Source organism: Variovorax sp. P4_B10 (assembly GCF_056402375.1).
The window spans coordinates 1-22,804 of record NZ_JBFUHN010000009.1 but is presented as its reverse complement, the minus strand read 5'-3'; the positions used below and the strand labels follow the sequence as shown (position 1 = coordinate 22,804).

The 22,804-nt window shown below is 67.4% G+C and carries 19 protein-coding genes; 13 read left to right on the top strand and 6 right to left on the bottom strand.

What is annotated here, in order from left to right; genetic code table 11:
• Positions 1-25 precede the first annotated feature (25 nt).
• A complete protein-coding gene (locus AC1DXX_RS06675; RefSeq protein WP_478133387.1) occupies positions 26-2,722 on the bottom strand; it encodes a hypothetical protein in 2,697 nt (898 codons plus the stop codon).
• A gap of 302 nt (positions 2,723-3,024) precedes the next feature.
• Here AC1DXX_RS06675 and AC1DXX_RS06670 point away from each other — a divergent pair, with 302 nt between their 5' ends.
• Positions 3,025-3,459, top strand: coding sequence for a DUF1841 family protein (locus AC1DXX_RS06670; protein ID WP_478133386.1), 435 nt, complete (start codon positions 3,025-3,027; stop codon positions 3,457-3,459).
• Here the strand turns inward: AC1DXX_RS06670 and AC1DXX_RS06665 are convergent, their stop codons facing one another.
• Positions 3,460-4,449 (bottom strand): LysR substrate-binding domain-containing protein, encoded by a 990-nt coding sequence (locus AC1DXX_RS06665; protein WP_478133385.1) that lies wholly within the window; start codon positions 4,447-4,449, stop codon positions 3,460-3,462.
• 104 nt (positions 4,450-4,553) lie between these two features.
• Between AC1DXX_RS06665 and pcaH the strand changes: the two genes are divergently transcribed.
• Positions 4,554-5,279, top strand: a complete 726-nt coding sequence (gene pcaH / locus AC1DXX_RS06660; protein WP_478133384.1) for a protocatechuate 3,4-dioxygenase subunit beta — start codon at positions 4,554-4,556, stop codon at positions 5,277-5,279.
• A 17-nt stretch (positions 5,280-5,296) separates the two neighbouring features.
• Positions 5,297-5,905, top strand: a complete 609-nt coding sequence (pcaG, locus tag AC1DXX_RS06655; RefSeq protein WP_478133383.1) for a protocatechuate 3,4-dioxygenase subunit alpha — start codon at positions 5,297-5,299, stop codon at positions 5,903-5,905.
• A 66-nt stretch (positions 5,906-5,971) separates the two neighbouring features.
• On the opposite strand, the gene AC1DXX_RS06650 is transcribed toward pcaG, so the two are convergent.
• Entirely contained in the window at positions 5,972-6,667 is a 696-nt protein-coding gene (locus tag AC1DXX_RS06650; protein WP_478133382.1) for a c-type cytochrome, read from the bottom strand.
• Positions 6,668-6,829: 162 nt separating this feature from the next.
• Between AC1DXX_RS06650 and AC1DXX_RS06645 the strand changes: the two genes are divergently transcribed.
• The 10 genes from AC1DXX_RS06645 to AC1DXX_RS06600 all read left to right on the top strand — a co-directional run bounded on the left by AC1DXX_RS06645 (position 6,830) and on the right by AC1DXX_RS06600 (position 18,350).
• Positions 6,830-7,684, top strand: a complete 855-nt coding sequence (locus AC1DXX_RS06645; RefSeq protein ID WP_478133381.1) for an AAA family ATPase — start codon at positions 6,830-6,832, stop codon at positions 7,682-7,684.
• Complete coding sequence (locus AC1DXX_RS06640) at positions 7,681-7,926, top strand: hypothetical protein (RefSeq protein WP_478133380.1); 246 nt, start codon at positions 7,681-7,683, stop codon at positions 7,924-7,926. The genes AC1DXX_RS06645 and AC1DXX_RS06640 overlap by 4 nt, the downstream gene beginning before the upstream one ends.
• Before the next feature lie 17 nt (positions 7,927-7,943).
• Positions 7,944-8,531 carry a GNAT family N-acetyltransferase gene (locus AC1DXX_RS06635; RefSeq protein WP_478133379.1) on the top strand — a complete coding sequence of 196 codons (588 nt, stop codon included), beginning with the start codon at positions 7,944-7,946 and terminating at the stop codon, positions 8,529-8,531.
• Between the two features lie 74 nt (positions 8,532-8,605).
• On the top strand, positions 8,606-9,472 hold the full coding sequence (locus tag AC1DXX_RS06630; protein ID WP_478133378.1) for a tetratricopeptide repeat protein: 867 nt from the start codon (positions 8,606-8,608) through the stop codon (positions 9,470-9,472).
• Between the two features lie 45 nt (positions 9,473-9,517).
• Positions 9,518-10,705: a vWA domain-containing protein gene (locus tag AC1DXX_RS06625; protein WP_478133377.1), complete on the top strand. Its 1,188-nt coding sequence runs from the start codon at positions 9,518-9,520 to the stop codon at positions 10,703-10,705.
• Positions 10,706-10,767: 62 nt separating this feature from the next.
• Positions 10,768-12,696: an autotransporter assembly complex protein TamA gene (locus tag AC1DXX_RS06620; RefSeq protein WP_478133376.1), complete on the top strand. Its 1,929-nt coding sequence runs from the start codon at positions 10,768-10,770 to the stop codon at positions 12,694-12,696.
• Positions 12,697-12,708: 12 nt separating this feature from the next.
• Entirely contained in the window at positions 12,709-16,773 is a 4,065-nt protein-coding gene (locus AC1DXX_RS06615; RefSeq protein ID WP_478133375.1) for a translocation/assembly module TamB domain-containing protein, read from the top strand.
• 79 nt (positions 16,774-16,852) lie between these two features.
• On the top strand, positions 16,853-17,158 hold the full coding sequence (locus AC1DXX_RS06610) for a hypothetical protein (RefSeq protein ID WP_478133374.1): 306 nt from the start codon (positions 16,853-16,855) through the stop codon (positions 17,156-17,158).
• Positions 17,159-17,192: 34 nt separating this feature from the next.
• Positions 17,193-17,777: a CDP-alcohol phosphatidyltransferase family protein gene (locus AC1DXX_RS06605; RefSeq protein ID WP_478133373.1), complete on the top strand. Its 585-nt coding sequence runs from the start codon at positions 17,193-17,195 to the stop codon at positions 17,775-17,777.
• A gap of 15 nt (positions 17,778-17,792) precedes the next feature.
• The gene (locus AC1DXX_RS06600) at positions 17,793-18,350 is read left to right on the top strand and encodes a hypothetical protein (protein WP_478133372.1); all 558 of its coding nucleotides are present in this window, start codon (positions 17,793-17,795) and stop codon (positions 18,348-18,350) included.
• An 18-nt stretch (positions 18,351-18,368) separates the two neighbouring features.
• Here the strand turns inward: AC1DXX_RS06600 and AC1DXX_RS06595 are convergent, their stop codons facing one another.
• The 3 genes from AC1DXX_RS06595 to fdhF are packed head-to-tail and all read right to left on the bottom strand — an operon-like array spanning position 18,369 to position 22,483.
• On the bottom strand, positions 18,369-18,677 hold the full coding sequence (locus tag AC1DXX_RS06595) for a formate dehydrogenase subunit delta (RefSeq protein WP_478133371.1): 309 nt from the start codon (positions 18,675-18,677) through the stop codon (positions 18,369-18,371).
• Positions 18,678-18,717: 40 nt separating this feature from the next.
• Positions 18,718-19,596: a formate dehydrogenase accessory sulfurtransferase FdhD gene (fdhD, locus tag AC1DXX_RS06590; RefSeq protein WP_478133370.1), complete on the bottom strand. Its 879-nt coding sequence runs from the start codon at positions 19,594-19,596 to the stop codon at positions 18,718-18,720.
• A 19-nt stretch (positions 19,597-19,615) separates the two neighbouring features.
• Positions 19,616-22,483: a formate dehydrogenase subunit alpha gene (gene fdhF / locus AC1DXX_RS06585; RefSeq protein WP_478133369.1), complete on the bottom strand. Its 2,868-nt coding sequence runs from the start codon at positions 22,481-22,483 to the stop codon at positions 19,616-19,618.
• Positions 22,484-22,804 lie beyond the last annotated feature (321 nt).

Genomic DNA, 22,804 nt, shown 5'->3' with positions numbered 1-22,804 from the left:
TCCCCTTCTCCTTCGCTCGTTCTCGTCAACCCAGCAGGCCGTGCAGGATGTTCGTCACGGGAGACACGGTGCTGCCTCCTGCGGTCTGTTCGACCAGGCTCGTGATCGGCGTCACGACCTCGGTCACCAGCGGGGCGATGCCGTCGCCGACGCTGTTCACCGTATCGACCACCGGCGCTGCCGCGCCCCCTGTGCCGGCCAGGATGTCGGTCACCGGCTCCGTCGCACCGGAAGCAGCGCCTTCCACCGCCGAGACGATCGGCTCGACGGCGTCCGTCAGGCCGCTTGCAGCGTTCGTCACCGGCTCCAGGATGTTGGCGACCGGGGTGTCGCCGCCGAGGGTGCCGCCCAGCAGGTCGCCCACGAGGCCGTCCTGACCGAGCAGGCTGCCCACGAGGCCGTCGCCGCCGAGCGGGTCGCCGCCGAGCAGGCCGCCGACAACGCCGTCCTCGCCCAGCACGCCGCCGAGGACGTCGCCACCCAGCAGGTCGCCGCCGAGCAGGCCGCCGACAACGCCGTCTTCGCCCAGCACACCGCCGAGGAGATCGCCACCCAGCAGATCACCGCCGAGCAGACCGCCGACAACGCCGTCCTCACCCAGCACGCTGCCGAGGAGATCGCCACCCAGCAGGTCACCGCCGAGCAGACCGCCGACAACGCCGTCTTCGCCCAGCACACCGCCGAGGAGATCGCCACCCAGCAGGTCACCGCCGAGCAGGCCGCCGACAACACCGTCCTCACCCAGCACGCCGCCGAGGAGGTCGCCACCCAACAGGTCACCGCCGAGCAGGCCGCCGACAACACCGTCCTCGCCCAGCACGCCGCCGAGGAGATCGCCACCCAGCAGGTCTCCGCCGAGCAGGCCGCCGACAACACCGTCCTCGCCCAGCACGCCGCCGAGGAGATCGCCACCCAGCAGGTCTCCGCCGAGCAGACCGCCGACAACACCGTCCTCACCCAGCACGCCGCCGAGGAGGTCGCCACCCAGCAGGTCACCGCCGAGCAGACCGTCGACAACACCGTCTTCACCCAGGAGGCTGTCGACCACGCCTTCTTCACCCAGGAGGCCGTCGAAAACGCTGCCTTCGCCCACGAGACCGCCGACGACGCCGTCTTCACCCAGCACGCCGCCGAGAAGGTCGCCACCCAGCAGACCGCCGACAACGCCATCTCCACCGAGCACGCCGCCGAGGAGATCACCCCCCAGCACGCCGCCGAGGAGGTCGCCCCCCAGCAGATCGCCCCCCAGCAGACCGCCGAGGAGGCCGTCATCGCCGAGCACGCCGCCGAGGGCGCCGTCATCGCCCACCACGCTGTCCAGCAGGCCGCCGACGAGGCCGTCCTCGCTCAACAGGCCGCCCACCAGGCCGTCTTCGCTCACGAGGCCGCCGACAAGGCCGCTGTCGCCCAGCACGCCATCGAGCAAGCCGCCCACGACACCGTCTTCACCCAGCACGCCGTCGAGGCCGAGATTCCCGGTCACGCCGCCGAGCAGGCCGTCATCGGCAAGAAGGTTGTGGAGCCCGTCGGTCAGGTAGTCGACCTGGCCTTCGAGTTGGTTCGACAGAGCCGCGGCCACACCGTCGCCAAGCAGGCTGTCCACGAGCGGGCTCAGCGAACTGCCGAGCGGATCGGTGATGTTGGAGGCGAAGTCGTCGACCGGGTCGAATTCGTTGGCGTCGTTGCGCGAAAACTCGGACCCGAGCAGCGGAGCCAGCGCGTTGTCGACGACATCGGTCAGGCCGTCGGCCAGCGGCGGCGCCGGGTCGAGCGCGCCGTCCAGGCCGAGCGTGCCGTCCACGGCGCCGACCGCGCCGCCGGTGAGCTTGTCGGATGGATCGAGCAGGTGGTCTCCATCGGCATCTGCGTCCGCGTCTGCGTCTGCGTCTGCATCGGCATCGGCATCGGCATCGGCATCGGCATCGGCATCAGCATCCGCGTCTGCATCTGCATCTGCATCTGCATCTGCATCTGCATCTGCATCTGCGTCTGCGTCTGCGTCGGCATCTGCATCTGCGTCTGCGTCTGCGTCTGCGTCGGCATCCGCGTCGGCATCACCATCGGCATCAGCGTCCGCATCGGCGTCCGCGTCGGCATCGGCGTCGGACTCACCCACGCCAGGAACAAAGAGCGGCACACCGCTGCTGCCACCATCACTGCCGCCGCCCAGCGCGGCACCCAGTGCAGCAGCACCCAATGCGCCCAGCGCGAATTCGCCCAGGCCCAGGCCGCTACCGGCTGCGAGCTTCTTGGTCACGGCCAGAGCGGCTGCGTCGGCATCGCTGTCGGGCGGGGTCACTTGCAGGTCGCCCGAGGCGACGTCGACATTCACTTGTTCGAGGCCGCCGGGCAGCTTGGTCGAGCCGATGGTGGCATCGGTGCCGCCAGTGAAGACGCCGGCCAGCGGCGCCTTGTTGCTGGCCGAGCCGGGGAACAGGACATTGGCGTGGCCGTCTTGCGGAACGATCACCCGGTCGCCCGCGATCAGCGTCTGATTGCCGTCGACCGGGATGCGGACACCGTCGCGCATCACGGCAACGCCGGGCGTAGCATTGGACAATGTGCCCACGCTGGCTGGCCCGGAAGGGGCGGTGGAAGCCGCCGAACTCATCACGGCAGGACTGCCGAGAGGAGTGACGGTGGCCTGGGCGATGACCACAGGAGCTGCGCTGTTTGCGGCAAGTCCTTCGGTCGATGGGGTCGATGCTTGTTGAGCGGTCATGGCAGCCTCTGTGACAAAAGATGCATGTACAGGGGCAACTTGCGTGCCGCTTTCTTGCAGCCTTGCCAACGACGCGCCGCCAACGATTCAAGTCATTGATCTGTATGAATATTTTTCTGAAATCTGCTTGCAGGGCCGCTTGTGAAAAGAGCTCGCAAGGAGGTCATTTCGCGATTCGTTACGTAACGATGTAACGTCCTGTACCCGGAACGCCGCGCGCGTTCCCGGGTCCTTCAGGCGCCAAACGCGATGGCCTCACGCACTGCTTCTTCTCCTTCACTTTTCTTCTCCTCCATCCATATATGTTCAATCCCTCCCAGGAAGACGTGCGCCGCTTCTTCTGCGACGTGTACGCCAAGCACCGGCAGGGCCTTCCGATGGAAGCGCTCGAGACCATCGCGGCCGGCTGGATCGACGAACACCCCGAGTACCACGAGGACCTGCTCGATGCCGACGCCGCGGTGGCGCGCGTCTACGACGGATCGAACGGCCGCGAGAACCCGTTCCTGCATCTGTCGATGCACCTGTCGATCAGCGAGCAGTGTTCCATCGACCAGCCGCGCGGCATCCGCCAGGCCGTCGAGCTGCTGGCAGCGCGCCGCGGCTCGCTGCTCCATGCGCATCACGAAGCGATGGATTGCCTGGGCCAGATGATGTGGGAGAGCCAGCGCGCGGGACGCCCGCCCGATGGCGAAAGCTACGTAGCCTGCGTGCAGCGCCGCGCCACGAAAGACTGATCAGGGTTTCTGCCTACTTTGCGGCGGCAAGGCACCCTGCTGCTTCGCGGCTTCGCGCAGCAGCGCGGCCATGGCGCTGCGCAAGGCCGACGGCTCGGCGTCGCTGCGCAGCAGCAAGCCGACCGGCTCCTCCGTCCCCGTGGTGTCGATGCGCAGGCGCACGAGGCGGCCCTCCGCCAGCTCGCCGCGCGCAGCGCCGAGCGGCGTGATCCAGACCGCATCGGACACCGCCACCAGCGCGCGCGCCACCGCCACGTCGAGCGTCTGCAGCGCGTTGGCCGGCAGCACGAGGCCACGCGCCGACAGGAAACTCTCGGTGTTGTGGCGCGGGATCGTGCCCTCGCCGTACACCACCAGCGGATAACCCAGCACCGCCTGCAGCGGCGCTGCCTTGAGCTTGAGCGCGAGCGGATGGCCGGTGCGCACGGCAAACACCAGCGGCTCGGTGTACAGCAGCTCGAAGCTCAGGCCGCCCATCAGGCGCGGATCGCTCATGCGGCCCACCACCAGGTCGAGCTCGCCGGCGCGCAGTTCGTCGAGCAGCACCGCGTTGGCGGCGCTCTTCACGGCGATCTGCGCGGCGGGCCGATGGTCGCGAAGCCGCGCCAGCGCCGCCGGCAGCAGGGCCGGCGCCACGCTAGGCAGCGCGCCGATGCGCAGGCGATCGATGCGCTCGCCGGAGGCCGGCGCCACCGCCTCGGCGCTGGCATCGAGCGCCTCGAGCACGCGCAGCGCATGCGCCAGCAACTGCTCGCCGGCCGGCGAGAGCCCCTGCACGCCCCGGCGGCCGGCCTGGCTGCGCTCGACCAGGCGCGTGCCCACGATGGCTTCGAGTTCCGAAAGGGTCTTCGACACGGCCGGCTGGCTCAGCGCAAGCCGCGCGGCCGCGCGCGCGAGATGGCGCTCCTGGGCCACGGCGACAAAGGCGCGCAGATGGCGCAACTGCACGTTGCGCACGAAGTCCTGGCGAAGGTCGGCGGGGTTTTTCAATGCCTGCTGGTTATGGAAACTGGATCAATCTTCAATTTACATCATCGGATGCCGCTTCTAAAGTCTGGGCTTCCGGATTCGTCCCACGACAGGAGACAACGCACATGTTGACCAAGACCCAGGGCCCCCTTCCCACGCTCACCCCGCGCGACTGGGAAGCCCACCCCGCCTACATCTACCCGGGCTACAAGTCCACGGCAAAGCGCGGCCCGCAGAAGCCGCTGATCCCGCTGAAGGCCTCGCTGGGCGAGCTGCAGCAGCCCGTGTATGGCCACGACAGCATCGGCGAACTCGACCACGACCTCACGCGCAATGCCCGCAGGAACGGCGAGCCGCTGGGCGAACGCATGATCCTCACCGGCCAGGTGCTCGACGAGCGCCGCCGTCCGGTCGCCAACACGCTGGTCGAGCTCTGGCAGGCCAATGCCTCGGGCCGCTACGTGCACAAGGTCGACCAGCACGACGCGCCGCTCGACCCCAATTTCCTCGGCGCCGGCCGCTGCCTGACCGACAGCGAAGGCCGCTACCGCTTCCTGACCATCAAGCCCGGCGCCTACCCCTGGGGCAACCACCCGAACGCCTGGCGCCCGCAGCACATCCACCTGTCGCTGTTCGGCCAGAGCTTTGCGAGCCGCCTGGTCACGCAGATGTACTTCCCCGGCGACCCACTGATGCAGTACGACCCGATGATCACCGGCACCCCCGAGCGCTACCGCAACCGGCTCATTGCCGACTTCAGCCTCGACATCACCGAAGAGGGCTACGCGCTGGGCTACCAGTTCGACATCGTGCTGCGCGGCGCCGACGAGACCCCCTTCGAGAACCGCTGAGCCAGGAGACGACCACCATGTTGATGACCGCACAGGAAGCCGATTTCGGCCAGACCCCCTCCCAGACCGTGGGCCCCTACTTCGCCTACGGCCTCACCGCCACGCAGTACGGCTACGACTTCGACCAGCCCTTCGATGCCGTCGTGGCGCTGGACAACGCCGCCGGCGAGCGCATCCGCCTCGAAGGCCGGGTGATCGACGGCGACGGCAACCCGATCAACGACGCGCTGGTCGAGATCAGCCAGCCCGACGGCGAAGGCCGCTATCCGCAGACGCCGGAAGAAGCCCGCGCGCTGGGCTTTCGCGCCTTCGGCCGCGTCGGCACCGGCACCGATGCGCAGAACCGCTTCGTGTTCCATACCGTCAAGCCCGGCGCCGAGACGCCCGGTGAGGCGCCGCACATCAACGTGATCGTGCTGATGCGCGGCCTGCTGCTGCACGCGTTCACGCGCGTGTATTTCAGCGACGAGGCCGAGGCCAACGCGAAGGATGCTGTGTTCAACAGCGTGCCGGCCGACCGCCGCCACACGCTGATCGCCGAACGCGTCGAACAGGGCGGTGCGGTGAGCTACCGCTTCGACATCCGCATGCAGGGCGCGGACGAGACGGCCTTCTTCGACGTTTGATCTCAGGGAAATCCCGGACACAAAAAAGCCCGCATCGCGCGGGCTTTTTGTTGGGGAACGAAGCGCTTACTGTGCCGCGTGATGCATGCGGGACTCGGGCACCGTCTTCAGTTCGCCGGGCACCGAGCTGATGTAGCTGGCCAGCGTCTTGAGCTCGGCGTTGGTGAACTTCTTGGGTTCGACCTGCCCGGCCATCACCGCATTCGAGCGGCCGAGGTGGGCGTTGTTCTTGACGCGGTAGGACTTGAGCGCCACGAAGAGGTAGTCGGCATGCTGGCCGGCCAGCTTGGGCACGGTGCCGTCGTTCGGCGTGTTGAAGTTGGCGCCGTGGCACTTGGTGCAGCTGTTGTCGGGGCCGTTGCGGCCGACGAGCGCGGTGATGTTGTCGGGCATGGCCTTGGCCAGAGCGGCCGGCGGCGCATCGCCTTCCTTCGCGCCCAGCTGGCTGTAGTAGGCGGCCAGGTCGGCCACGTCCTGCTCGGTGAGCGTGTCGGCAATGGCGCGCATGGTGGGGTGCTTGCGGTCGCCGCCCTTGTAGGCGGTGAGCGCGGAGACGATGTAGGTGGCGCTCTGGCCAGCGATCATCGGCACCTTGTGGATCTCCGGGAAGCTGGCCTGGTAGCCGATGATGCCGTGGCAGCCCACGCACATCGCAACCTTCTTCGCCCCGTCCTGGGCCTTGCCCGTGACTTGCTGGGCTTCTGCCGAGAGCGTCACGCAAGCGACAGCAAGGGCAAACATCGTGGTCAACAACTTGTTCATTTTGCGCGCACAATCTCGTGGAGATACAGTTTTTCGAATCAACATTCGATTATATGCAAGGGTCCCGCGGGAACCCCGCGCGGGCCGCCCAAGAGGCTGTGCGATGCGAATCGAGTGTGTTCTTTTCTCCACCCTGCCTTTCCACCTCGCCTCCGCTCACTCATGAAATTCAAGGGCTCAGACAACTACGTCGCCACTCAGGACCTGATGCTGGCGGTCAATGCCGCCATCACCCTCAAGCGCCCGCTGCTCGTCAAGGGCGAACCCGGCACGGGCAAGACCATGCTGGCCGAGGAAGTGGCGCAATCGCTGGGACTGCCGCTCCTGCAGTGGCACATCAAGTCGACCACCAAGGCGCAGCAGGGCCTGTATGAATACGATGCGGTGAGCCGCCTGCGCGACTCGCAGCTCTCCGATGTGGACGGCGGCGAACGCGTCAAGGACATCCAGAACTACATCGTCAAGGGCGTGCTCTGGCAGGCCTTCACGGCCGACCAGCCGGTGGCGTTGCTGATCGACGAGATCGACAAGGCCGACATCGAATTCCCGAACGACCTGCTGCGCGAAATCGACCGCATGGAGTTCTACTGCTACGAGACGCGCGAACTCATCCGCGCCAAGCACCGGCCGGTGGTGTTCATCACCTCCAACAACGAGAAGGAGCTGCCCGACGCCTTCCTGCGCCGCTGCTTCTTCCACTACATCAAGTTCCCCGATGCCGAGACGATGAAGAGCATCGTGGCGGTGCACTTCCCCGGCCTCAAGCAGGAGCTGCTCACGGCCGCGATGAAGACCTTCTATGACGTGCGCAACCTGCCCGGCCTGAAGAAGAAGCCCTCGACCTCCGAGCTGCTCGACTGGCTCAAGCTGCTGGTGGCCGAAGACATTCCGCTCGCGGCCCTGCAGAGCAAGGACGACAAGGTCGCCGTGCCGCCGCTGGTGGGCGCGCTGCTCAAGAACGAACAGGACGTGACGCTCTTCGAGAAGCTCGTCTTCATGCAACGCAACAACCGATGAGCCAGTCGCCGCACCCCACGCGCCAACTGCTCAAGCTGGGCTTGGCCCAGGCGGTGCTGTTCGTCGCGGGTGCGCTGCTCGGCCGCTGGGTCGGGCTGCTGCTGGGTCTCGATGCCTTCGGCCCCGGCGGCTATGGCAACAAGGAAATCTTCGGCATCCTGCTGATCGGCCTGGGCGGCGGTGGCGGGGTGCAGATCGCGCGGGCCTGGTATGTGCGCAAGTACGGCAATCCGAGAAGCTGAATTCAGGGGTGTTTGAGATGGCGTTCGTCGAACCTGTCACGCTGAAGGCCCGCGACATCGCGCTGGTGCCGCTGTCGCTGGACCACGAAGAGGGCCTGCGCGCCGCGGCCGCCGACGGCGAGCTCTGGAAGCTGCGCGTTACCTCCGTGCCCGAGCCGGAGAACACCCGCACTTACATCGAGACCGCGCTGAAGACGGCCGACCGCTTCGCCTTCGCCGTCACCGAGGCGGCCACCGGCACCGTGCTCGGCAGCACCAGCTACCACGACATCCTGCCCGGCGTGAAGCGCGTCGAGATCGGCTACACGTGGTACGCCGCGCGCTGCCAGCGCACCCACGTCAACACCACCTGCAAGCTGCTGATGCTGAGCCATGCCTTCGACGCGCTGGGCTGCAACACGGTGGGCTGGCGCACCGACAACTTCAACTTCGCCTCGCAGCGCGCCATCGAGCGCCTGGGCGCGAAGAAGGACGGCGTGATCCGCGGCCACGCAATGCGCCGCGACGGCACCATCCGCGACACCGTCATGTACAGCCTGCGCGCGGGCGAGTGGCCCGAGGTGAAGGCCCAGTTGCTCTATCTGCTCGACAAGCCGCGCAGTTGAAGGGACGCGGCTCGTCTGCAGGCGCTTCGATCAATAACAATTCGGCTCCGCTGATTCTCCGCACTATCGTCTTCATGCTGAACTCATCCAGCTACGCCAATCTCAAGCGATTTTTTTTGATGTTCGCTTGTGGCTGGGCATTTTCACAGCACGCACTTGCGCAGAGCGCATCTCCTGATATTTTCGGGAACTACCATCAGATCATGGGAAGCGCGGGCATCGCGGGCAGTCAATTCTTGAACGCCGTGACGACTCCGAATATCGCGCAAAAAGAGGCGTGGTATGAAAAGGCTGCGAAAAAAGGGAACAGGGAAGCCATTGGCAATCTCGCCCTGCTTTTGTATTGCGGCGATGAGCGCCCAAAAGATACGCGGCGCGCATTCGAGTTGCTGCACCAGTTGAGCGAACTAGGGTCTGCCCCTGCGCCGTGGCTCATCGGAATTGCTTACTATTTTGGCGATAACGTTCCGCAAAGCTACGAGAAAAGCCTGCCGTGGCTGGAACTGTCCGCCCGGCGAGGAAACCCTCATGCAGTCAAGCTGGTAGCAGAGATGTACGACAAGGGCCTAGGAATACCCAAGTCTGAATCGAAGAATACGTGGTGGCTAGAGTTTGCTGCGGCACATGGCCATCATAAATCGCAGTTACAACTCGCCGAACGACTGCTCCGTAAAGCATCTACCGAGGACGAGTTCATCGCCGCCTATTACTGGTTGCTAGGTGCCAGAAAACAAGGCACCACCATTGACGAAACGACAGTCACGCTGATTGAGTCGAAGATCGATTCAAGAAAACTTGCAGTCATCAAAGATGCCGATGCGAAGCTCGGCCCGTTTCGTTGGTCGAGCTGGGATGATGCATCCGTTATAGGCGCCTACATCTTTCCATGCATGAGACATCTTCAGAATCCTGTGCTGGCGCAAATGAGCCTCCAGCGTTGACTTGCGCTCCAACTCAACTTCGAAGCCGAAATTAGGACGCCCTCCATGCTCATCGATTTCTTCTACACCCTGCGCTCGGCCAAGCTGCCGGTGTCCGTAAAGGAATACCTCACGCTGCTCGAGGCGCTGCAGGCCGACGTGGTGGGCCCCAACTCCGACGGCGCCTTCGGCCTCGACGACTTCTACTACCTCTCGCGCACCGCGCTCGTGAAGGACGAGAAGCACTACGACAAGTTCGACCGCGCCTTTGCCGCCTACTTCAAGGGCGTCGAGATGCTGGCCGACTTCACGAAGGAAGTGCCGCTCGACTGGCTCAAGAAGACGCTCGAGCGCGAGTTCACGGCGGAAGAAAAGGCCAAGATCGAGAAGATGGGCTGGGACGAGCTCATGGACACGCTCAAGAAGCGCTTCGAGGAGCAGAAGGAGCGCCACGAAGGCGGCAGCAAGTGGATCGGCACCGGCGGCACCTCGCCCTTCGGCAATGGCGGCTACAACCCCCAAGGCGTCCGCATCGGCGGAGCCGGCAAGAACAAGAGCGCCGTGAAGGTGTGGGACCAGCGCGCCTACAAGGACTACGACGACAGCCAGGAACTGGGCACGCGCAACATCAAGGTCGCGCTGCGCCGCCTGCGCAAGTTCGCACGCGAAGGCCACGAGGAAGAGCTCGACCTCGACAACACCATCCAGTCGACCGCGGCCAACGCCGGCTACCTCGACATCAAGATGCGGCCCGAGCGCCACAACAACGTCAAGGTGCTGCTGCTGATGGACGTGGGCGGCACCATGGACGAGCACATCCAGCGCGTCGAGGAGCTGTTCTCGGCCGTGAAGACCGAGTTCAAGCACCTCGAGTTCTATTACTTCCACAATTGCGTCTACGACTTCATGTGGAAGAACAACAAGCGCCGCTTCTCCGAGAAGTTCGCGACCTGGGACATCCTGCGCAAGTACAACAAGGACTACAAGCTCATCTTCGTCGGCGACGCGACCATGAGCCCCTACGAGATCCTGCAGCCCGGCGGCAGCGTCGAATACAACAACGAAGAGGCCGGCGCCGAGTGGATCCAGCGCCTGACGCACACCTTCCCGAAGTTCGCCTGGATCAATCCCGAGCCCCAGGGCGTATGGCAATACCGGCAGAGCATCGCGGTGATGCAGCAGCTGATGTCGAACCGCATGTACCCGCTGACTTTGCGGGGTCTCGAAGAAGCGATGCGGATGCTCTCCAAGTAGGACGCAACCGCCTGTATCCGGCCGCTTCAGGAAGCGGCGAATCTTGCTGTCAGAATCCGCCCATGGTCAGGGTGGTTTCCGCTTTTGCGCCGGCGTGGTGGCCGGCTTTGCTTTTTTCCGGCGTCCTGCTCTTGCAAGGCTGCAGCTTGCTGCCGAAAAAAGAAAGCACCGACGGCAAGCCGGTCGCGGGCCTCGTGCGCAGCGGCGAGGCCGGCACCACGGGCGACAAGGACAGCAAGGACGAAAAAAAGACCGAACGGCGCGACGCCTTCACCGTCGACGTGCGCGGGCCTGAAACGGTGCGCGACTACCTCGCGCTGCACCTCGAAATCCAGCGCTACCGCGAACTCGACGACCTCGGCGCGACCGAGATCTCGCGGCTCATGGTGGCCGCCGAGACCAACGCCCGCGAACTGCTCGGCACCCTCGGCTACTTCACGCCCACGCTGACGCTCGAACTCAACGAGACGCCCGAGGGCGCCAAGGCCCCGCGCGAAATCGTCATCACGGTCGCGCCCGGCGAGCTCACCAAGGTGAGCAATGTGCAGATCAGCTACGCCGGCCCGATCGCCAGCGACGCGGCCGCCGAAGCGCAGCGCGACGCGATCCGCACCGACTGGGCCTTGCGCGCCGGACTGCCCTTCGCCCAGCAGGCCTGGGACGACGCCAAGACCACCGCGCTGCGCAGCCTGACCGCCAAACGCTTCCCGACCGGCAACATCGAGGTCAGCCGCGCCGAGGTCGATGCCGACCGCAGCGAAGCCCGCCTCAGCGTCACCTACCAGTCGGGGCCGGCGTACAAGTTCGGTCCGCTGATGCTGCGCGGCCTCCAGCGCTACGACCCCGACGGCGCGCGCCGCATCGCCCGCCTGCCCACCGGCACCGACTACGACCAGCAGAAGCTGCTCGACGCCCAGCAGCGCCTGGCCAGCAGCGGCTACTACGACTCTGTGTTCCTCACGCTCGACACCGAGAGCGGCAACCCGCTGGCCGCGCCCGTGATCGCGCAGCTGCGCGAGGCGCCGCTGCAGAAGGTGGTGATGGGCGCAGGCTTCACCACCGACAACGGCCCGCGCCTCTCGATCGACCACATCCACAACCAGATCCCGCTGCTCGGCTGGCGCGCGGTGTCGCGGCTCTCGGTGGACAACGACATCAAGTCGCTCGGCACCGAGTGGAACGCCATCCCCAACGACCGCGGTTGGCGCTGGTTCACCGGCGGCGAACTCAAGCGCGAGGCATCGGGCAGCTACATCGTCGACAGCGGGCGCGTCCGCGGCGGCCGCAACAAGGCCAGCGACCACATCGACCGCAGCTACTTCCTGCAGTACGACTATGCGCAGAACCGCGGCACCAATGCGCCGCCCTCGGCCTCGGCGGTCACCGCCAACTGGGGCTGGACCGGACGCTACTTCGACAACAACGCCGCCCCCACGCGCGGCCACGCCCTCGCGCTCGAAGTGGCGGCGGGCTACACGCTCACGGGGCAGCAACTGCCCTTCACGCGCACCTATGCGCGCTGGCTCGGCATCGTGCCGATCGGCGCGGCCGAGGACACCGAAACGCGCGCGCGCCGCAGCCGCCTGCAGCTGCGCGTCGAAGCCGGCGCGGTCGCGGCCAAAGAGAGCGCGCAGATTCCCTCCACCCTGATGTTCCTGACCGGCGGCGACACCACCGTGCGCGGCTACAGCTACAAGCAGATCGGCACCGTGCGCGCCGACGGCCAGACCATCGCGGGCCGCTACCTCGGCGTGGCGAGCGTCGAGTGGCAACGGCCCTTCGTCTACAACGGCAAGCTCACCGAATGGGAGAGCGTGGTGTTCGTCGACGCCGGCGCCGTGGCCGACAAGCCCGGCGAGCTCAAGCCCAAGGTGGGCGTGGGCGTCGGCGCGCGCTGGCGCAGCCCGGTGGGGCCGGTGCAGGCCGACCTCGCCTACGGCGTGGACTCGAAGAAATTCCGTTTGCACCTGCGCCTCGGCTTCACCTTCTGACCTCCCGCATCGATGTCGACCGACTCCGTCTCCAAGCCCACGCCACCTGTCGTCCGCCGCTCGCGTGCGCGCCGGGCGATGCGCGCGCTGGCATGGACCGCGGCGGCACTGTTCGCGATGGTGCTCCTGCTCGGCGCGGGCGCCTGGTGGTGGCTGGGCTCGAACAAGTCGCTGGCCTTCGCGCTCGCGCAGGCGGCGCAGCGGCTGCCTGCGGGCCAGACGCTCGAAAGCCGCGACGTGACCGGCTCGCTGCGCACCGGCGGCCGCATCGGCTGGCTCAAGTACCAGAGCGAGAGCATCGCCGTCGAGGTCAAGGACACCACCATCGGCTGGCAGTTGGCCCCGCTGTTCCAGCGCAAGGTGCAGCTCGGCGAGGTGCATGCAGCGCAGGTGCTGATCGAGCGCCGCGGCCCGCCCAGCGACAAGCCCGTGGAACCGTTGGCGCAACTCGCACTGCCGGTCGACGTCGACGTGCCCTTCCGCATCGACGATCTGCGCTGGGCCGGCCCGCCCGCGCTGCAGGCGCGCAACCTTGCCGGCAGCTACACCTACAAGGCCGCGGAACATGCGCTCGAGGTCAAGGGCGTCGACATTGCCGACGGCCACTACGGCGCACGCGTCAAGCTGCAGGGCCCGGCGCCGATGGCGCTCGACGCGTCGCTCGACGGCCGCGTGAAGGCGCCGCTCGCCGAGGACCACAGCATCGACGTGCTGGCCCAGGCCACGGTGAAGGGCACGCTGTCCGGTACGGCGGCGCGGCTGCAGGTCGCCGCCGAACTGAAGCCCGCCGAAGAGAACACCGAAGCGCCCATGGAAGCCAGGCTGCAGGCGCAGATCGCGCCCTGGCTGCCGCAGCCGGTGATCGATGCCAAGGCTGATCTCCGCAACGTCGATGCATCGAGCCTGTGGCCGGGCGCCCCGGAAACCCAGCTGACCGGCACGGTCGCCCTCGAACCCGATGCAGACGCGGGCCCGGCCGCTTGGAAGGCTTCGGCCGACATCCGCAATGCCGTGCCCGGCCCCTGGGACAAGGCGAAGCTGCCGGTCGAACAGGTGCAAGGGCGCGTGGGTTTCGACGGCACCCACTGGACCCTCCCCGAAGCCACCGTGCGCGCAGGCGGCGGCCGCATCGAGGCCGAAGGCCGCTGGAGCCCCGCACCGTCGCCGTGGCAGGCGCGTGCCACGGTGCGCGGCGTACGGCCCGGTGCGCTGTACAGCGAACTCTCCGGCGCGCCCGTCAGCGGCCAGCTCACCGCGCAGCAGCGTGAGAGCACCATCGCCTTCGACATGGCGCTCAGGGCAGAAGGCGGCGCCGGCAGCAAGGCGCTGCCGGGCTTTGCGCTCGACCGCGCGCTGGCGCAAGGCCAGTGGAAAGACCAGGTGCTCGACCTGCGCACGCTGCGCGTCGAGGCCCAGCGCGCCAGCATCGTCGGCAGGCTGCAGGTGCGCGTGGCCGAGCAGGCCGCCAGCGGCAAGCTGAACCTCGCGCTCCCCGGCGGCGGCGCGCAACTCGAAGGCCGCATCGCGCCGAACGCAGGCGGTGGCGACATCCAGGCGCGCATCGACGATGCCGACGCCGTGCAGCGCTGGATCGAGGCCCTGCCCGGCCTCTCGGGCGTGTTCGCGGGCGCAACGGCCAAGGGCGCCGCCAGACTCGATGCGAGCTGGCAAGGCGGCTGGCAGACCATCCAGCGCCGGATCGGGAACGCCAACGCGCCAGCGCAGCGCGGTGTCGCGGAGCCCAGCCTCAAGGCCGCGCTCGGCGTCCCCCGCCTCGACCTGACCCTGGCGGCCGCCCAACCCGGCGGTACCGCCACCGCCGTGCAACTGCGCGAACTGCAGGCCGACCTCGCGGGCAGCCTCGCCGCGGCCACGCTGGCGCTGAAAGGCGAAGCCCGCACCGGCACCCAGAAACTCATGCTCGACACCCGCGCCAGCGGCGGCCTCGCGGGCGCCAACCAATGGCGCGCAGCCCTCGCCAGCCTGCGCCTGCAGGCACAGGACAGCGAACGCCCCGGCAGCCCCTGGCTGCTGGAGTTGAGCCGCGAAGTCTCCGCCACCATCCGTGCCGGCGGCAGTGCCGGCCGTCTCGACGTCGAAGCCTCAGCTGCTGCGGCCACGCTGCGCGGCCCCGTGCCCGGCACCGTGCGCATCGACTGGCAGCCGCTGCGCTTCAGCCAGAGCGGCGCGGCGCCGAACAAGGTCTTCCGCGTGCAGTCGAAAGGCCGGATGCAGGGGCTGCCGATGGCCTGGGCCGGCGCCTTCGGCGCGAACTCGACGCTGAGCGAACTTGGCATCAGCGGCGACCTGATGTTCGACGGCGACTGGGACATCGACGCCGGCGACACGCTGCGCGCCAAGGCCCGGATCGCGCGCCAGAGCGGCGACATCCGCGTGCAGGCCGGCGAGGCCGCGCTCGTCACCCGCATCACGAGCACAGGAACCGGCACCGCGAGCGAGCGCACGATGAACGCCGCCTCGGCGGCGGGCGCGGAAGCCCCCAGCACACCGGCGGGCCTGCGCCAGGCCGAGCTTCGGCTCGATGCCGAAGGCGATGCGGTGCGCGCCGCGCTCGCATGGGACAGCGAACGTGCCGGCAAGATCAACGCCGACGTGAACACGCGCGTGACGCAACGTGCGGGCGGCTGGCAATGGGCGCCCGATGCGCCGCTGGGCGGCACCATCAAGGCCACGCTGCCCAACCTCGGCGTGTGGTCGATGCTCGCGCCGCCGGGCTGGCGCATCGCCGGCACGCTCGATGCCAACGCCGCGCTCTCGGGCAACCGCGCCGCGCCGCGCTGGAACGGCACGCTCGGCGCCGACAAGCTCGCGCTGCGCGCACCGGTCGAAGGGCTGGACCTGCGCGACGGCCGCCTGCGAGCCACGATGACCGGCGAGCGCATCGAAGTCACCGAGTTCACCCTCAAGGGCGGCGCCGGCAACTCCGCCCGCATTGGCGGCCAGAGCGGCAACCGCAGCACCGCGGCGAGCGAAGCCGGCACCGACGGCGGATCGCTCTCGGTGCACGGCGAGCTCGGCTGGGGCGCATCGGGTGCATCGGCGCCCAGCATCCGCATGGCGATGCAAGGCGAGCTGCGCGCACTGCGCGTGCTGGTGCGCACCGACCGGCAGGTCACGCTCTCGGGCGACCTGCAGGCACGGCTAGACAACGGACAATTCACCGTGCGCGGCAAGCTCAAGACCGATCGCGCCGTGATCATCCTGCCCGACGAAACCGCACCCAGCCTCGGCGGCGACGTGGTCGTGCGCTCGGCCGCCAGGGACCGCGAGGCCGCCGAAGCGGCGCAGCGTGAATCGGCACGCGCCGATGCGCAGGCCGCCAAGCCCCAGACCGCCAAGCCGCCCGACATCGTCGTGAATTTCGACCTCGGCGACGACTTCGCGGTGCAGGGGCGCGGCATCACCACGCGGCTCGAAGGCAACCTCGAAATCCGCAGCACCAAGCTGAATGCCCCGCCGCGCATCACCGGCGAGGTCAAGACGGTGAGGGGCCAGTACCGCGCGTACAGCCAGCAGCTCGACGTAGAAACCGGCGTGGCGCGCTTCAACGGGCCTTTCGACAACCCGGCGCTGGACATCCTCGCGATCCGGCCGAACCTCTCGCAGCGTGCCGGCGTGCAGATCACGGGCACTGCGCAATCGCCGCGCGTCAAGCTCTACTCGGAGCCGGCGCTGTCGGATGCCGAAACGCTGTCGTGGGTGATCCTCGGGCGCGCCTCGGCCACCAGCGGCGGCGAATCGGCACTGCTGCAGCAGGCCGCGCTGGCGGTGCTGGGCAAGATCGGCAAGAGCGGCAGCGGCGGCAGCCTGGCCAGCCGCTTCGGCCTCGACGAACTCGGCTTCAAGGGCCCCGGCAACGGCGGCGACCTGCGCGAGTCGGCCATGACGCTGGGCAAGCGGCTGTCGAAGGATTTCTACGTGACCTACGAGCGCAGCCTGGGCGGCACCTTCGGCACCATCTTCATCTTCTACGACCTCACGCAAAGGCTCACGCTGCGCGGGCAGGCCGGCCAGAAAAGCGGGCTGGACCTGATCTACACGGTGAAGTACGACTGAGCGGAATCCTAGGGACTTCGATCTTGACCGAGCCGTGGGCGCGGTCAAGAATCATCGACGCCTTCACCGAGGAGCGACGATGAAAAATGATGGAGACAAGGGCGACCACAGCCCGAATCCGGTATCGGACCGTCCGTCGAACGACGCACCGGCATCGCCACGGATCACCCTCGTGCGCAGCGCGCTGCATGCGGCGATCGCAGTCATCGCCCTCCTCGCGCTGGGCACGTCGATCCCCCATTGGGGCGGCGACAACTTCCCGGTGCTGAGCCTGGTGATCTACGTGGCCGGCATGGTGTTCATCGCCATGCCGCTGTGCCTGTTCTACGAGGCACTGCTCAAGTCGCAGCAGGAGCGCACCGGACACCGCGGCTTGAGCGCTTAATCCGCGTCGCGGCTGCCCCTATAGTGGCAGCCGCATGAAGATCGCATTACGCATTCCCCTCGCGCTCACCGCGCTGCGCGCCCTGCTCGCGCCGGTCGTGGTGGGGCTGGCCATCTTCCATCCCGATCCGTGGGCGTTCGGCGCCTGCCTCCTTGCGGGCTTCCTGTCCGATGTTTTCGATGGCGTCATTGCCCGCAGGCTGGGCATCGCGACGCCCGGCCTGCGCCGGCTCGATAGCATCGCCGACACCTTCTTCTACGTCGCCGCGACGTTCGCCGCGTGGCACCTCTACCCGCAGGTCATCAAGGCGCATGCCGGCGCACTGCTGCTGCTCGCCGTGCTCGAAGCAGGCCGGTATGTCTTCGACCTGGTGAAGTTCAAGCGCGAAGCGAGCTATCACATGTGGTCGTCGAAGGCGTGGGGCCTCGCGCTGTTCGCGGCCTTCTTCGCGCTGCTGGCGTGCGGCTACACCGGCGCGTGGATCGCGGCGCCCATCTACCTGGGGATCGTCGCCGACGTCGAGGGACTGGCGATTTCGTTCGTGCTCAGGGAGTGGAAGTCGGACGTTCCTTCGATCTTTCATGCCGCGAAGTTGCGCGCCGCGGCGCAGCGCACCTAGAAACCAAGGGAACCCGTGCTCAGAATCATCACGACACTTCTTGCACTCTTCATGGCGGCGTCCGTGGCAGCCGAGGAACTTCGCGTTCCGCTGCAAGGCCGGGACGATCTCGTGATCGACCTGCCGGCGGGATGGCAGGGCCAGGTGCGGCGAGCGCGGCCCGATCTGCCGCCGACCGTTGCCATCACCGGCTCGCCCGCCGGATCTCTGCAGATGCTGATCACGCCCATCTGGCCGAGCGGGTCGGCCAAGGGCTCCACGCCGGAGGAGCTTCGCGGGCTGGTGCGCGGCGCATCGGACCAGGTGCGCTCGCAGGCCGTCGAGCGCGACATCGAGATCAGCGAGCTGGGCGCGCCTGGAAGGACGGGTTACTACTTCTCCGTCACCGACCGGCAACCGGAGCCCGGCGGCTACAAGTACATGACGCAAGGGGCAATGGGGCTGAACGAGCTTCGCATCACCTTCACCGTTCTGGTCAACGGCGATCCCAAGGCACCGCGGGCGACGGCGCTCGAACTGTTGCGGAACCTGCGGCGTGCGCCGCCGAGTCCCGACGGCAAGGGCCGCGCCTGACCCGCTTTCAACCCGCTCCTAGCCCGCGTCGCCCCCGCCCTGCGGAAACTGCTCCTTCACATCGCCAACCTCGCGCGCCCCGCCGGGCAGCAGGTTCTCGCGGTGGCTGCGAACCGCCGACGCGACGATCGGCAGCAGCTGCGTGGCGGCGCCGCCGTCGAGCGCGCGGATCAGCTGCACGCGCATGCTCGGCGCCCAGAACGATTTCAGGTGCGCCGCGATCGCGTTCGTGGCCAGGGTCGCGTTGTCGGGCGACTGGGCCTGGAAGAAGGTGCCGATCTGGTTGGCCATCTTGACCAATTGCGCTATCGGGTCATGGTCGTACATGCACTGCCTTTGAGGTGAAGGGAAACGACGGCCGCTCGCGTCAGTGCGCGCGGCGCCCGGTCTTGGGTTCTTGCCCAGCGGTTGTTGTGACGCGCTCCGGGTGGCAGTAGACAGCCAGGTCGTCCTTGCGCGCAAAGCCGACCAGCGTGAGCCGTGCGCGCTCTGCGGTGGCCACCGCGAACGAGGTCGGCGCAGACACCGCGGCCAACAACGGCACCCCGGCCATGGCGGTCTTCTGCACCATCTCGAAACTAGCGCGGCTGGTGACGGCGATGAAGCCGGTCGCCGCATCGACGTCGTTGTTTGCGAGCGCACCGATCAGCTTGTCGAGCGCGTTGTGGCGGCCCACGTCCTCGCGCAGCCACATCACATCGCCTTCGGCCGAGCACCAGGCCGCCGCGTGCACCGCACCGGTGGCCTGCTGCAGCGTCTGCAGCGACTGGAACTGCGACATCGCGCGGGCGATGGCCTGGCGGTCCAACGCCGCGGAATTGCCCAGCACCGGCAGCTCGCGCGACACATGGGCCAGGCTCTCGGTGCCGCAAAGGCCGCAGCCGGTGCGGCCGGCGATCGTGCGGCGCCTCTGCTTCAGGCGATGGAAGGCGCCGCTCGACACCTGCAGGCGCACCGTGATGCCGAGCTCCGAAGACGCCGTCTCCACCGCGTAGAGCTCATGCGCATGGTCCAGGATGCCTTCGCTGAGCGAGAAGCCGAGCGCGAAGTCTTCCAGGTCCAGCGGCGTCGCGAGCATCACCGCATGCGAGATGCCGTTGAACTCCAGCGCCACAGGCACTTCCTCGGCGACCCAGTCCTGCACCGCGTAGGCCTCGCCGCCGCGCACGCCGCGCACCGGGAGCAGCAGCGCGCCTTCGCAGAAGGTGTCGGTGCCGTCGGCGGCGGGCAAGGTGGCGATGTCCATGGTGCTTGTTTGCTCGCAGCTACTTGGCCGAGACCGTCTCGTTGCTTTCCTGCGCCGCGTTCAGCAGGCCCTGCTGGACCTCGTTGAAACGGCTGTACTCCTGCTGCCAGGCCGAGGGCTGCATCACCGGCATGACCTGCACGGCCGTGACCTTGTACTCGGGGCAGTTGGTGGCCCAGTCGGAGTTGTCGGTGGTGATGACGTTGGCGCCCGACTCCGGGAAGTGGAAGGTCGTGTAGACCACGCCCGGCTGCATGCGCTCGGACACCGTGGCGCGCAGCACCGTTTCGCCGGCGCGGCTCTGGATGCCCACCCAGTCGTCGTTCTTCACGCCGCGCTCCTCGGCATCGTGCGGATGGATCTCCAGCCGGTCTTCGCTGTGCCACTGGTTGTTGTCGGTGCGGCGTGTCTGCGCGCCCACGTTGTACTGCGACAGGATGCGCCCGGTGGTCAGCAGCAGCGGGAACTTGCGCGTGACCTTCTCATCGGTGGCCACGTACTGCGTGACGATGAAGCGGCCCTTGCCGCGCACGAAGGCGTCGATGTGCATCGTCGGCGTGCCCTCGGGCGCTGCGTCGTTGCAGGGCCACTGGATGCTGCCGAGTTCGTCGATGCGCTTGTAGCTCACGCCATGGAAAGTGGGCGTCAGCGCGGCGATCTCGGCCATGATTTCTTCGGGGCTGTTGTAGCTCATCGGATAGCCCAGCGCCTGCGCCAGCTTCACGGTGACTTCCCAGTCGGCCAGTCCCGCCTTGGGTGGCATGACCTTGCGCACGCGAGAGATGCGGCGCTCGGCGTTGGTGAAGGTGCCGTCCTTCTCGAGGAACGACGAGCCCGGCAGGAACACGTGCGCGTACTTGGCGGTTTCGTTGAGGAACATGTCCTGCACCACCACGCACTCCATGCCCATCATCGCGGCGGCCACGTGCTGCGTGTTCGGGTCGGACTGCACGATGTCCTCGCCTTCGCAGTACAGGCCCTTGAAGCTGCCGCCGATCGCGGCATCGAACATGTTGGGAATGCGCAGGCCCGGCTCGGGGTTGATCTGCACGCCCCAGGCGGCTTCGAACGAAGCGCGCGTGGTGCTGTCCGACACGTGGCGGTAGCCCGGCAGCTCATGCGGGAACGAGCCCATGTCGCAGGCGCCCTGCACGTTGTTCTGGCCGCGCAGCGGGTTGACGCCCACGCCTTCACGGCCGACGTTGCCGGTGACCATCGCGAGGTTGGCGATGCCCATCACGGTGGTCGAGCCCTGGCTGTGCTCGGTCACGCCCAGGCCGTAGTAGATGGCGCCATTGCCGGCTGTGGCGAACAGGCGCGCGGCGGCGCGCAGCTCGGCCGCGGGCACGCCGGTGGCTTCTTCGGTGGCCTCGGGCGATTGCTCCGGGCGTTCGACGTACGACTTCCATTCCTTGAACGACACCGTGTCGCAGCGCTCGGCGACGAATGCGTCGGCCATCAGGCCTTCGGTGACGATGACGTGCGCCAGCGCCGTCACCACGGCCACGTTGGTGCCGGGCTTGAGCTGCAGATGGTGCGAAGCCCTGATGTGCGGCGACTTCACGATGTCGATGCGGCGCGGATCGACCACGATCAGCTTCGCGCCCTGGCGCAGCCGCTTCTTCATGCGCGAGGCGAACACCGGATGGCCGTCGGTCGGGTTGGCGCCGATCACCATGATGACGTCGGCCTTGTCGACCGATGCGAAGGTCTGCGTGCCGGCCGATTCGCCCAGCGTCTGCTTGAGGCCGTAGCCCGTGGGCGAATGGCACACGCGAGCGCAGGTGTCGACGTTGTTGTTGCCGAAGGCGGCGCGCACGAGCTTCTGCACGAGGTAGGTTTCCTCGTTGGTGCAGCGCGAGGAGGTGATGCCGCCGATCGAGTCCTTGCCGTACTTGGCCTGCAGGCGCTTGAATTCGCCGGCGGCGTAGTTGAGCGCGGTGTCCCAGCTCACTTCCTGCCACGGGTCGCTGATGTTCTTGCGGATCATCGGCTTGAGCATGCGATCCTGGTGCGTGGCGTAGCCCCAGGCGAAGCGGCCCTTCACGCACGAATGGCCTTCGTTGGCCTTGCCGTCTTTCCACGGCACCATGCGCACGACTTCATTGCCCTTCATCTCGGCCTTGAAGGCGCAGCCCACGCCGCAGTAGGCACAGGTGGTGATGACGCTGTGCTCGGGCTGGCCGAGCCAGATCACCGACTTTTCCTGCAGCGTGGCCGTGGGGCAGGCTTCGACGCAGGCGCCGCAGCTCACGCATTCGGAATCCATGAAGGCCTCGTCCTGGCCCGGCGACACGCGCGACTCGAAGCCGCGGCCGCTGATGGTGAGTGCGAAGGTGCCCTGCGTTTCCTCGCAGGCCCGCACGCAGCGGTTGCAGACGATGCACTTCGACGGGTCGTAGCTGAAGTACGGGTTCGACTCGTCCTTCTTGTCCTTCAGGTGGTTGGCGCCGTCGAAGCCGTAGCGCACGTTGCGCAGGCCGGTGACGCCCGCCATGTCCTGCAGCTCGCAGTTGCCGTTGGCCGAGCAGGTGAGGCAGTCGAGCGGATGGTCGGAGATGTAGAGCTCCATCACGCCCTTGCGCAGGTCCTGCAGCTTGGGCGTTTGGGTGCGCACCTTCATGCCGGCTTCGGCCGGCGTGGTGCACGAGGCCGGGAAGCCCTTGCGACCCTCGATCTCGACCAGGCACAGGCGGCACGAGCCGAAGGGCTCGAGGCTGTCGGTGGCGCAGAGCTTGGGCACGTTGACGCCGGCATCGACGGCCGCGCGCATCAGCGAGGTGCCCGCGGGCACGGTGACTTCGGTGCCGTCGATTTCCAGCGTCACCTCGCGCGTCGATTCGCGCTTGGGGGTGCCGTAGTCGATTTCTTTCAGATGGTCCAACATGTCTTTTCTTTCTCTCTGTGCCTCTTACCTGACCGCGGACGTTCCCGTCGGGGTGGCGGGTTGCTTGTGTTCTGTGGGCTTTTGTCCGGGGYGCGTGCRCAGGMCACCGGGTRCTCCCCTCCGCGAATGTCCCCCGCTTCGCTCCTCCTTTATTTCGCTGCGGGGAGCACCCGGTGCCCTGCGCACCGGGCACGCTGCTGGTTTGCGGCCGATCAACCACTGCTCTGAGCGATCACGCCGATGGTGTGCTCTGCGCAGCGAAATAAAGGAGGAGGCCTGCGGCCCTAGGCCGCGCCGGGGGACATTCGCTTCGCTGCGCAC